10 protein-coding genes are annotated in these 11,533 nt (G+C 72.1%); 5 read left to right on the top strand and 5 right to left on the bottom strand.

Annotated elements, in window-relative coordinates; genetic code table 11:
• Positions 1-1,078, top strand: a 1,078-nt coding sequence (locus OEY_RS0111195; protein ID WP_010593969.1) for a helicase-associated domain-containing protein, incomplete at its 5' end; no start/stop codon positions are given.
• A 76-nt stretch (positions 1,079-1,154) separates the two neighbouring features.
• Positions 1,155-2,813 carry a DNA repair helicase XPB gene (locus OEY_RS0111190; RefSeq protein ID WP_010593968.1) on the top strand — a complete coding sequence of 553 codons (1,659 nt, stop codon included), beginning with the start codon at positions 1,155-1,157 and terminating at the stop codon, positions 2,811-2,813.
• Positions 2,814-2,820: 7 nt separating this feature from the next.
• Here the strand turns inward: OEY_RS0111190 and OEY_RS0111185 are convergent, their stop codons facing one another.
• From OEY_RS0111185 to OEY_RS0111175, 3 genes are all read right to left on the bottom strand, one after another.
• The gene (locus tag OEY_RS0111185) at positions 2,821-3,489 is read right to left on the bottom strand and encodes a response regulator (RefSeq protein ID WP_010593967.1); all 669 of its coding nucleotides are present in this window, start codon (positions 3,487-3,489) and stop codon (positions 2,821-2,823) included.
• Positions 3,471-5,144 (bottom strand): sensor histidine kinase, encoded by a 1,674-nt coding sequence (locus OEY_RS0111180; RefSeq protein ID WP_010593966.1) that lies wholly within the window; start codon positions 5,142-5,144, stop codon positions 3,471-3,473. The genes OEY_RS0111185 and OEY_RS0111180 overlap by 19 nt, the downstream gene beginning before the upstream one ends.
• Before the next feature lie 68 nt (positions 5,145-5,212).
• Complete coding sequence (locus tag OEY_RS0111175; RefSeq protein WP_010593965.1) at positions 5,213-6,619, bottom strand: CitMHS family transporter; 1,407 nt, start codon at positions 6,617-6,619, stop codon at positions 5,213-5,215.
• Between the two features lie 668 nt (positions 6,620-7,287).
• Between OEY_RS0111175 and OEY_RS0111170 the strand changes: the two genes are divergently transcribed.
• The 3 genes from OEY_RS0111170 to OEY_RS0111160 all read left to right on the top strand — a co-directional run bounded on the left by OEY_RS0111170 (position 7,288) and on the right by OEY_RS0111160 (position 9,056).
• The gene (locus tag OEY_RS0111170; protein WP_010593964.1) at positions 7,288-7,716 is read left to right on the top strand and encodes a hypothetical protein; all 429 of its coding nucleotides are present in this window, start codon (positions 7,288-7,290) and stop codon (positions 7,714-7,716) included.
• 105 nt (positions 7,717-7,821) lie between these two features.
• Positions 7,822-8,490 (top strand): DUF3239 domain-containing protein, encoded by a 669-nt coding sequence (locus OEY_RS0111165; RefSeq protein ID WP_026138092.1) that lies wholly within the window; start codon positions 7,822-7,824, stop codon positions 8,488-8,490.
• Between the two features lie 2 nt (positions 8,491-8,492).
• A complete protein-coding gene (locus tag OEY_RS0111160) occupies positions 8,493-9,056 on the top strand; it encodes a GNAT family N-acetyltransferase (protein ID WP_010593962.1) in 564 nt (187 codons plus the stop codon).
• Between the two features lie 13 nt (positions 9,057-9,069).
• Here the strand turns inward: OEY_RS0111160 and OEY_RS0111155 are convergent, their stop codons facing one another.
• Together OEY_RS0111155 and OEY_RS0111150 are read right to left on the bottom strand one after the other, a co-directional pair.
• Positions 9,070-10,056, bottom strand: coding sequence for an LLM class F420-dependent oxidoreductase (locus OEY_RS0111155; protein WP_010593961.1), 987 nt, complete (start codon positions 10,054-10,056; stop codon positions 9,070-9,072).
• A gap of 103 nt (positions 10,057-10,159) precedes the next feature.
• Positions 10,160-11,509 (bottom strand): LLM class flavin-dependent oxidoreductase, encoded by a 1,350-nt coding sequence (locus OEY_RS0111150; RefSeq protein ID WP_010593960.1) that lies wholly within the window; start codon positions 11,507-11,509, stop codon positions 10,160-10,162.
• Positions 11,510-11,533 lie beyond the last annotated feature (24 nt).

Raw genomic sequence — 11,533 nt, 5'->3', positions numbered from 1 at the left:
GCCGCCCCCCGCCGCGGCCGCGGCGGGAGCCGTGCTGGCCTGGCGGCGGCCGCGGTGGGCGGCCCGGCTCGGCGGTGACACGGTGGCCGAGACGCTGCGCGAAGCGACGGCCCTGGCCGTCGTCGCGCACGGTGCTCTCGCCTCTCCCGGCAAGGCACTGCTGCACGGCGGCGACCCCGACGCCGAGATGGCCGCGGTCCTGCCCGAGCCGGTCGACTACGTGCTCGTCCAGGCCGACCTGACGGTGGTCGCGCCCGGCCCCCTGGTACCGGAACTCGCGGACCGCATCGCTCTCGTCGCCGACGTCGAGTCGGCGGGCGCCGCGACCGTGTACCGGGTGACCGAGGCGGGCGTGCGCCGCGCCCTGGACGCCGGCACCGGCGCCGCCGACCTGCACGCCCTGTTCGCCACGCATTCGCGAACGCCCGTCCCCCAGGCGCTGACCTACCTGATCGACGACGTCGCCCGCCGTCACGGCCGGCTCCGCGCCGGGGTCGCCGCCTCGTTCGTCCGCTCCGACGACCCCGCGCTGCTGGCCGAGGTGCTCGGGCACCCCGTCGCCGCCCGCCTCGCCCTGCGGGCCGTCGCGCCCACGGTCGCGATCTCGCAGGCGCCGCTGGCCGAGGTGCTCGCCGAGCTGCGCGGTGCCGGATTCGCGCCGGCCGGCGAGGACGCCACCGGCGCGGTGCTGGACCTGCGGCCGCGAGGCGCCCGGGTGTCGGTGCCGCGGGCACGGCCCCGCTACGCCGGCCCGATGCCGCCCACCGGGGAGCAACTCGACACCCTGATCCGCACGCTGCGCGCCGGGGACCGGGCCGCGGCCGCCCCGCGCGGGGCCACGGTCCGCGGGGACGGCTCCCGCACCGGTGGTGCCGCGACGATGGCGCTGCTGCAGCTCGCCGCGCACGACAAGCGCAGCGTCCGGATCGGCTACGTCGATGCGCAGGGTGTCGCCACCCATCGCATCGTCGATCCCGTCGCCGTCGGCGGCGGACAGCTCGAGGCCTTCGACCCGGCCGCGGGCACGGTCCGCAGTTTCGTGCTGCACCGCATCACCACGGTCGCCCTCGTCGACTGACGGCGGCGGTGGCGGCCCGGCCGTCCCGCCTGGAGAATAGAGAGGTTGTTCTCTGTTCCCGTGCTAGGAGGCGTCCGTGCCCGACGGACCGTTGATCGTCCAGTCCGACAAGACCCTGCTCCTCGAGGTCGACCACGCGCTCGCGAACGAGGCCCGGCAGGCGATCGCCCCGTTCGCCGAACTCGAACGCGCCCCCGAGCATGTGCACACCTACCGCGTCACCCCGCTGGCGTTGTGGAACGCCCGGGCCGCGGGGCACGACGCCGAGCAGGTCGTCGACGCCCTCGTCAGCCACTCCCGGTTCGCCGTCCCGCAGCCGCTGCTCGTCGACATCGTCGACACCATGGCCCGCTACGGACGGCTGCAGCTGGTGAAGAATCCCGCGCACGGCCTGACCCTGGTCAGTCTCGACCGGGCGGTGCTCGAGGAGGTGATGCGCAACAAGAAGATCGCCCCGATGCTCGGCGCGCGGCTCGACGACGACACCGTGATCGTGCATCCGAGCGAGCGTGGCCGGCTCAAGCAGATGCTGCTCAAGGTGGGCTGGCCGGCCGAGGACCTCGCCGGCTACGTCGACGGGGAGGCGCACGCGATCAGCCTCGACTTCGAGTCCCACCCCTGGCATCTGCGGGACTACCAGGAGATGGCCGCGGACTCGTTCTGGGCCGGCGGCTCCGGCGTGGTCGTGCTGCCCTGCGGGGCGGGCAAGACGATGGTGGGTGCGGCCGCGATGGCCAAGGCCGGTGCCACCACCTTGATCCTGGTGACCAACACCGTCGCGGGGCGGCAGTGGAAGCGCGAACTGATCGCGCGCACGTCGCTCACCGAGGACGAGATCGGCGAGTACTCCGGGGAGAAGAAGGAGATCCGCCCGGTCACCATCGCCACCTACCAGGTGATCACCCGCAAGTCGAAGGGCGAGTACCGCAACCTCGAACTGTTCGACTCCCGCGACTGGGGGCTGATGATCTACGACGAGGTGCACCTGCTGCCCGCACCGGTGTTCCGGATGACGGCCGATCTGCAGTCCCGGCGCCGGCTCGGCCTCACCGCGACGCTCGTGCGCGAGGACGGCCGCGAGGGCGACGTGTTCTCGCTCATCGGTCCCAAGCGCTACGACGCGCCGTGGAAGGACATCGAGGCCCAGGGCTGGATCGCGCCCGCGGAGTGCGTGGAGGTGCGGGTGACCCTGACCGACGCGGAACGGATGGCGTACGCGGTCGCCGAGCCCGAGGAACGGTACAAGCTGTGCTCGACCGCGCACACGAAGATCGCGGTGGTGAAGTCGATCCTGGCCCGGCACCGCGACTCCCCCACCCTGATCATCGGCGCGTACCTCGATCAGCTCGACGAACTCGGCGCGGCGCTCGGCGCCCCGGTGATCAAGGGCTCGACCCGGAACAAGGAGCGCGAGGAGCTGTTCGACCGCTTCCGCGCCGGCGAGCTGAAGGTGCTCGTCGTGTCCAAGGTCGCGAACTTCTCGATCGACCTGCCCGAGGCCTCGGTGGCGGTGCAGGTGTCCGGCACGTTCGGCTCGCGTCAGGAGGAGGCGCAGCGTCTCGGCCGGTTGCTGCGTCCCAAGCACGACGGTGGCCAGGCGCACTTCTACTCGGTCGTCGCGCGCGACACCCTCGACGCCGAGTACGCCGCGCACCGGCAGCGGTTCCTCGCCGAACAGGGCTACGCGTACCGGATCACCGACGCCGACGATCTGCTCGGGCCCGCCATCGGCTGATCGCGGTTCAGCCGGCCGGGAGGCGATACTCCTGTTCCGGTCGTCCCGTGCTGCCGTACCGCAGCTGCATCCGCAGCTGCCCCTTGGTGACGAGCGCGGCGAGATAACGCTGAGCCGTCGCGCGGGACACCCCGATCGTCACCGCCACCTCCCCTGCCGACATGGGCGTCGCCGACGACGAGAGAGCCTGCAGAACAAGCTCTTTGGTCACCGAACGGGGAGCCCGGTCTGCGGCGCCCGACGGGGCGGGCCGCAGCGCGGCCAGCGCCGAGTCGATCTCGGCCTGGCTGAGTTCGGCTCCGGCGACCAGACGCCGGTACTGCGCGTACGCCGACAACCGCCGCGCGAGTTCGGTATTGGGAAACGGCTTGACCAGATACCCCGAGGCGCCGGCGGCCAGCGCGGCCCGCACCGTCGTGCCCTCGGCGGCCGCGCCGAGTACGAATGCGTCGCAGTCGAGTTCGCGGATCAGATCGATGCCGGAGCCGTCGGGCAGGTACACGTCCACGAGCGCGAGATCGATCGCGGTCTCGCGGACCGCGGCCCGGGCGGCCGCGAGGGTGCCGGCGACCGCCGCCACCCGGAACCCGGCGACCGCGGCCACCACGCTCGCGTGCAGCTCCGCGACCCGGAAGTCGTCGTCGACGACGAGCACCGTCAGATCGGATCCGCCCATCCGGTGTCTCCTTCGTCGAGTACGTCGATCAGGGTGGCGACGAACACCGCGCCGCCCGTGGGATTGTCCGGGGTGCGCCGCCCGCCGGGATCGGCGACGGTCACATCGCCCCCGTGCTGCCGGGCCACCTGCCGCGCCAGGGCCAGGCCCATGCCGCGACCACCCGGGACGGCGCCGTCGGCGTGGGTGGTGACGCCCTCCCCGAAGATCTCCTCGGCCCGCCCGGCGGCGACCCCGGCACCGGTGTCCGCGACGGCCACATGCAGGTCGCGCCCGGCCTCGACGAGTTCTACCTCCACCTCGGCGGGGTCGTGCCCGCGCTCGCGAGCCGCCTCGATCGCGTTGTCGAGCAGATTGCCCAGCACGGTCGTGACGTCCACGGGGCATCGGACGGTGCCTCGCACCCAGGTGTTCTCGCCGAGAACCAGCGTCACCCCGCTCTCCCGCGCGTGGGCAGCCTTGGCGGTGAGAAAGGCGTGCAGGTACGGATCGGCGACGGCGTCGAGCCCGTCGAGTGGCCGGCCCGCCGGTCCGGCTCCGAGGAGCTGCTCGAGGTACTCGGTGGCCTGCGCGCTGCGCCCCTGCTGCAGCAGGCCGTAGAGCAGATGCAGACGATTGGCCGTCTCGTGGCGCTGGGCCCGCAGCGCGGTGGTCAGCGACTGCACGGCGTCCAGCTCGCGGGTGAGCTTCTCGACGTCGGTCCGGTCGCGCACCGACATCACGGTGCCCAGGTCGCGCCCGTCCCGCCGGACGCGACGCGCCACGGCGAGGACGATCCGGTCCCCCACGGCCGCAGCCACCGGCTCGTCGCGGGGGCTGCGTGCGACGTCGAGCAGGCGCGGGGTCAGGCCGATGCCCTCGAGCCGGTCCCCCACCCCGCCCCGCAGGTCGAGCAGCCGGCGGGCCTCGGCGTTGACGACGGTGACCGTGCCCTCCGTGTCGGCACCGATCACCCCTTCCCCGATGCCGTGGAGCACCACCTCCTGCTCGCGGACCAGCTCGGCCAGCTGCTCGGGTTCGAGGCCGAGGGTCAGCCGCTTCCACCGCCGGGCCAGCAGCGCCGAGCCCGCGGCACCGCAGGCCAGGGCGCCGGCTGCGACGAGAGACGCCTGTGCGACGTCCTCGCGTAGTTCCGACCGGATGCGGTCCGTGGCGATCCCGACACTGACCTCGCCGACGACCCGATCCGAGCCGGGCGCGACGACCGGCACCTTGGCCCGGACGGAGTCGCCCAGGGTGCCGCGCTCGCTGCGCACCACCTCGCGGCCGGCCAGGGCCTCGTCCGGGTCGGTACTGACGCGTAGTCCGAGCAGGTCGGGGTCGGGGTGGGCCAGGCGCAGCCCCTGCTCGTCCGTGACCACCACGAACAGCGCACCCGTGGCGTCGCGGACCGCCTCGGCGGCCTGCTGGACGGTGCCGGAGGCGAGTTCCGGGTTGCCGGGGGCGACGACCCCGTCGTCGGCGGCGGCGAGCCGGGCCACCTCGGCCCGGACCGTGGCATCGACTGCCACGGTCCGGGCGACGGCGAGGGCTCGTTGTCCGTGCTCATCGGTGACGCGGTGCTCGGTGGTGGTGACGAACGCCGCGAACCCCAGCCCGAGGGCCGCCGCGACCACGGCGGACTGCAACAGCAGCACCTGGGTCCGCAGCCTCACGACGCCTCCGGTGGTTCCGGGTCCGACACGATCGATCCGTTTCCCGCGACGGTACGTCGCCGCCGGGCTCAGCCGAGCGGGATCTGACCCAGTGCGACGCCCACGACCAGCATCGTGAGCGAGACGATCGTCGCACGCCACAGCACCTTGCGGTGGTGGTCGGCGAGCTGCACGCCGGCGAGGGTGACGAGCAGCAGGATCGCGGGTACGAGGGGGCTCTGCATGTGTACGGGCTGGCCGGTGATCGACGCGCGGGCCATCTCGACCGGTTCGATCCCGTACTGGGCGGCGGTCTCGGCGAGCACCGGTAGCACCCCGAAGTAGAAGGCGTCGTTGGTCATGAAGAACGTGAACGGAATGCTGAGCACCCCCGTGATCACCGCGAGGAACGGGCCGAGCGCGTCCGGGATCACCCCGGTCAGCCACAGCGCCATCGACTCCACCATGCCGGTGCCCTGGAACACCCCGGTCAGGACGGCCGCGGCGAACACCATGGCGACCACCGACACGATGCTCGACGAGTGCCGGACGATCGCCTCGGACTGGTCGGCCACGCGCGGGAAGTTCACCGCCAGCGCCAGACCGGCGGCGATCATGAACAGCACGGGGATGGGCAGGACGTCGAGGCCGAGGACGACGAGCAGCGCGACGGTGAGCAGGGCGTTGAACGGCAGCAGCTTCGGTCGCAGGGTTGCGCGGTTCGGATCGAGGGCGGCGGCGAATCCGCCGGTCTGGTCGTCGCTGTCGCCGGCGTCGGCCCCCGGGCCGGTCCCGGTCGCTCGGGATCCGCCCGATCCGCCGGAGCCGGTCGATCCGCCGCGGCCGACACCCGCGAGGACCGGTTCCGCGGTCCACACCAGCTTGCCGAGTCGCCGGCGCTCCATGACACCGAGGTGCAGCGCGAAGCCGAGCACGACGACCAGGCCCACGAGCAGCGAGGGGATCATCGGCACGAACACGTCCGACGGGGACAGGCCCAGGGCGCTGGCGGCACGGACCGTCGGCCCGCCCCACGGGATGATGTTCATCGTCGCGTTCGCCAGGCCCGCGACGACCGTCAGGATCACGGGGCTCACCCGCAGCTTCAGGTACAGCGGCAGCATCGCCGACGTGGTGATGATGAACGTGGTCGAGCCGTCGCCGTCCAGGGAGACGATCATCGCGAGCACCGCGGTGCCGACGACGAGCCGCGCCGGGTCGTCGCGCACGAGCCGCAGGATCAACCGCACCAGCGGGTCGAACAGTCCGACGTCGATCATGATCCCGAAGAAGATGATCGCGAAGAACAGCAGCGCCGCGGTCGGGGCCAGGTCGGTGACGCCGTCGACGATCATGTCGCCGAGATCGAGACCGGCGCCGGCGAACAGCCCGAAGGCGACCGGGACGAGGATGAGACCGACGACGGGCGTGGCCCTCTTGGAGAGGATCAAGTACATGAAGACGGCGACCATGAGGAAGCCGAGGAAGACAAGCACGATCTGCTCGCTTTCGTCTGGGGACGGTGCGGAGGGGGTTCGAGAAACCGGGCCGCCGCCCGGTGTGATCCCTGCTACACCGAAGTGTGAGGCCGCCCACTCCGAGTGGTCACCGTTGCGTGCGATAGCCCCGTTGTGCGCATTCTGCTCGAGTTGAGGCCGGAGCCTCACGACAGGTTTCCCCGGCACCGCCGGGGGTAGCCGTAGGTATGGGTGCACGGGGCACAGCAGAGGGTCGGACCGCACGCGGCGCCGGCCGAACGGCCGGGGGCAGGGAACGCACATCTCGCAGACGGGCAGCCGCCCCGAAGTCGACGACCGCGACCCCGACGACGCCGGCCACGACGCGGTCGGACACCGCGAAGTCGACGACCGCGAAATCCACCACCGCACGATCCGGCACCGCGAAATCCACCACCGGGAAATCGACCACCGCGCGGTCGGCCACGGCTGCGCCACGGCGGACGGACCCGGATCGGCGAGCCGGACGCGCCGCCGCCGGAACCCGTACGGCGCCGGACGCCCCACGGCGCGCCCGGACGCAGGACACCGCTACGCGCCGGACCCGTCCGCGGACGCAGACCGCCGACGAGCAGGCTCGGTCGCGGACCCGTGAGAGGCCGCGCACGTCCACCGGCTCCCGGCCCCGGTCGTCCGAGCGCCCACCGGTGGCGACATCGGAACGTCCCGGACCGGGGCTCGACGACCGCGCTCCGCGTCGCAAGCGCCGGCCCTTCGCGGCCGCCGTCGAGTGGCTGAAGACCCACGTTCGCCGGCTCGCCCGGGCGGTGCGGAAGCGCCGGGACGCGGTGCTGCGCGATGCCCCCGCCTCGACGGACCAGCTCATCGATACCGTCACCGAGGGCAGTGCGAGCACAAGAGCCGTCCTCAAAGGCGCCGGGGCCGCCCTGACCGGCAAGAACCCCGTGTGGGCCGCCGTCAAGGGCCTGATCTCCGGCCTGAGCACCAGGACGAAGATCCTGTTGGCCCTCCTCGTCGTCCTGGTCGCGCTGCTGGCTCCGGTCCTGCTCGTGGTCGCACTGCTGGCCCTGCTCGTCGCGTGGCTGGTCGCGGCGGTACGGGCCGCCACCCGGTGAGCGCCCCTCGGCACCACGCCCCTCGACACCACGCACCTCGACACCAGGCCACGGCCAGCCCCGGCAGGACTCCACCACGGCGGGCCGGTCGCATAAGCTGACGTCGTGCGTCGTTTCGACTTTCCCGTGGACCTGCCCCACGCCAAGGCCGTCAATCAGACCGTCGCCGAGGTGCGACGACTACGGGTGTCGGCGATCGTGCTGGCGGTGCTGTTCACCGTAGCCGCCGTATGGCTGATCGCGGTCGGCCGGGCGTGGTCCTTCGTCGTCGCGGCCGTGGTCGTCGTCGCCGCGCTCACTTCCGCGTGGGTCGCGGTGTGGGCTCCGCGCAAGGTGGGCACGATCCAGGATCTGTACCGGGACAGCCCGCTGGTTCCGGCCGTGGTCTCCGAAATCCGGCCGCGCGGGATGACGCTGCTCGCGCTCGTCGACATCGCCAAGCCGCAGACCGACGGTCACCGTTACGCCCTGGTCGCCCGGGACGTCACGGCCGTACCGGGGCACCGGGTGCGGGTCGGCGAGCGCGTGCCGTCCGTCGCGGTGCTGTCGGACCGCACCACCCGCAACACGAGCGGCGTGTGGCAGATGGTCAGCCCGATGCCGATCGCATGGGGCACCCGGGACGCTTCGGTGCTGCGCGAGGCCGCCGCCGCGATCGACGAGACCGAGTGGAAGGTGCTCGAAGGCAAGCTTTCCCGCTCGGACGAGGTCGCGGCCAGCGAGGAGCGCCGGCTCGTGCTGGACCCGAAGGACCTGCCCGCCGACCTGCGCTGACCATGCGCCCCGTCGTCCTCACCGGAAGCACCGTCGTTCTCACGGTGCCCCGGGCGGGCGACGTCGACGCGATCACGGCCGCCTGCCGGGACCGGTCGATCGTGCGGTGGACGACGGTCCCGGACCCCTACACGCGGGCGGACGCGCAACGGTTCGTCGGCGACGTGGTGCCCGCGGGCTGGGCGGCGCACAGCCCGGTATGGGCGGTGCGGACGTCCGCCGACGGTCCGCTGTTGGGGACCGTCGGGTTGATCGAGCGGGACGCGTCGGCGGCGGAGATCGGGTACTGGATTGCCCCGGCTGCCCGCGCCCGCGGACTCGCGACGGAGTCGGTGAACCTGCTGTGCGACTATGCTTTCCGCTCGGACGGATTGAAACTGGACCGCATCGAGTGGCGGGCGCTGGCCGGGCACCGCGCGTCGGCGGCGGTGGCCCGCCGGGTCGGCTTCCGCTTCGAAGGCGTGCAGCGGCGCGGGATACTGCAGCGCGGGTCCCGGCACGACGCGTGGGTCGCGGGCCTGTTGCCCGACGACCCACGCGTACCGGCCGACGGATGGCCGATGTGATCGACGGGGCCGGTCAGAGCAGTTCGGGCAGGACCTCCTTCTCGAACAGTTCGATGCCCGAGGTGTCGTAGGCGGCCTCGGGGAAGTAGAGGATCGCGTACGTCATGCCCTGCTTCTTCAGCGCCCTGAAGTTCTCGACGATCTGCTCGGGTGTTCCCACGGCGGGCAGACCCCGGAAGGCGTCGAGCGCACCGTCGGCCTTCTCGGGCCCGACGTACGGTTCGAGCCGGGCCCGCAGCGTGCCGAGACGCTCCTGCACCTCGGCCTCGGTGCGGCCGATGGCGACGTTGTAGTTCGCCGAGCGCACGATGGCGTCGAAATCGGTGCCCACCTCGGCGCAGTGCCCCCGCAGGATCTCCGACTTGTGGGCGAAACCCTCCGGGGTGCCGTCGAAGTTGGTGTACTGCGCGTACTTCGCGGCGATCTTCAGCGTCACCTTCTCCCCGCCACCGGCGATCCACAACGGGATGCCGCCCTCCTGCAGCGGCAGCGGCCGCACGACGGCACCGTCCACCTGGTAGTGCCGGCCGTGCAGGGTGGCCGTGCCGGTGGTCCAGGCCTGACGGAAGATCTGCACACCCTCGTCGAGGCGGCGCAACCGTTCCGGCGCGGACGGGAAGCCGTATCCGTAGGCGCGCCACTCGTGCTCGTACCATCCGCCGCCGATGCCCATCTCGATGCGGCCGCCCGAAACGATGTCCGCGGTCGCGGCGACCTTCGCCAGGTAGGCGGGGTTGCGGTAGCCCATGGCGGTGCACATCTGCCCGATCCGCACCCTCTCGGTGACCGCGGCGAACGCCGACACCAGCGACCACGCCTCGTGGGTGGCCTCCTCGGTGGGCACCGGCACGGTGTGGAAGTGGTCGTACACCCAGATCGACTCCCACGGTCCGCTGTCGGCGCGCTGAGCCAGGTCACGCATCACCCGCCACTGCTCGGCGGGTTCGATGCCGACGAGGTCGAGCCGCCAGCCCTGGGGGACGAACATTCCGAATCGCATGTGGGATTCCTGTCTTCGAGATCGGGGCCTGCGTGCCGATCCCCAGTATCGCGGACCGGCCCCGGTCGCGCGGGGTTCCCTCCGCGCGACTGGGCCCGTGCACTCAGGCCGTCGCCGCCCGAGCCGGCACAGCGTCGAACCGGCCGGCCGGGCGGTCGAGCCCGTAGTGGCCGCGCAACGTCGTCGAGGTGTATTCGGTGCGGAACAGTCCCCGATCCCGGAGGATCGGCACGACCTGCTCGACGAAGTCCTCGAGACCACCGGGCAGGTAGGGCGGCATGACGTTGAAGCCGTCCGCGGCTCCGCCCTCGAACCACAGCTGCAGGTCGTCGGCGATCTGCTCGGCGGTGCCCGCGAACGTGCGGTGCCCCCGTCCGCCGCCGAGCTTGCCGATGAGCTGGCGCACGGTCAGGTGCTCGTTCTCGGCGAGGTTCTTCACCAGCTCGTAGCGGCTCTTGTTGCCCTGGATCCGGTCGAGGGGCGGCAGCGGGGGCAGCGGCGCGTCGAGGGCATGGTCGGTGAGGTCCACCCCCACCATCCCGGAGAGCTGACGCAGCGAGTAGGCCGGCGAGATCAGGTCGGTGAACTCCTGCTCGAGCGCCTTCGCCGCGACCTCGGTGTCGCCGATGAACGGCACGATCCCGGGGAGCACCTTCAGCGAGTGCGGATCGCGTCCCACCGCGGCCACCCGCGCCTTCAGATCGCGGTAGAACGCCTGTCCCTCGGCCAGGGTGCGCTGCGCGGTGAACACGGCCTCGGCGTACCGGGCGGCGAAGTCCTTCCCGCTCTCCGACGATCCGGCCTGCACCAGGACGGGACGGCCCTGCGGGGAGCGCGGGGTGTTGAGCGGTCCGCGTACCGAGAACCGCGGGCCGTCGTGGTCGACGGGGTGGACCTTGCCCGGGTCCGCGAAACGACCGCTCTCGACGTCGAGTTCGACGGCGTCGTCCTCCCAGCTGTCCCACAGACCGGTCGCCACATCGACGAACTCGGCGGCGCGGTCGTAACGACCGGCGTGGTCGGGGGTCTCGTCGTATCCGAAGTTGCGGGCTTCGTCGGCACCTCCGGAGGTGACGATGTTCCAGCCGGCGCGGCCGTGGCTGATGTGGTCGAGCGAGGCGAACTTGCGGGCGAGGTTGAACGGTTCGTTGAAGCCGGTGGACGCGGTGGCGATGAGGCCGATGCGCTCGGTGACGACGGCCATCGCCGAGAGCAGGGTGATCGGTTCGAAGATCGCCTGAGCGTTGTGCTCGACGCGCGGCCCCACTGCGAGACCGTCGGCGAAGAACACCGAATCGAGCGTGCCGCGTTCGGCGATCTGCGCGAGCTCCTGGAAGTGTGCGACGTCGAGGACGCGGCGCGCGTCGGTGCGCGGGTGCCGCCAGGCGGCCTCGTGATGACCGACTCCCATCAGGAAGGCGTTGAGGTGGAACTGCTTCGGGGACTGCGACATGACAACCTCTCCAGGTGTGGGGGA

The sequence above is a fragment of the Rhodococcus sp. P14 genome (assembly GCF_000256505.1).
GTDB lineage: Bacteria > Actinomycetota > Actinomycetes > Mycobacteriales > Mycobacteriaceae > Rhodococcus > Rhodococcus ruber.
Note: the sequence above shows the minus strand (reverse complement) of the source record. Positions and strands in the feature narration are given on the sequence as shown.

Bases quoted from the DNA above. Each gene is read 5' to 3' on its own strand.
- OEY_RS0111185 (WP_010593967.1), bottom strand. From the start codon at position 3,489: ATGGGCGGATCCGATCTGACGGTGCTCGTCGTCGACGACGACTTCCGG.
- OEY_RS0111160 (WP_010593962.1), top strand. From the start codon at position 8,493: ATGCGCCCCGTCGTCCTCACCGGAAGCACCGTCGTTCTCACGGTGCCC.
- OEY_RS0111155 (WP_010593961.1), bottom strand. From the start codon at position 10,056: ATGCGATTCGGAATGTTCGTCCCCCAGGGCTGGCGGCTCGACCTCGTC.
- OEY_RS0111150 (WP_010593960.1), bottom strand. From the start codon at position 11,509: ATGTCGCAGTCCCCGAAGCAGTTCCACCTCAACGCCTTCCTGATGGGA.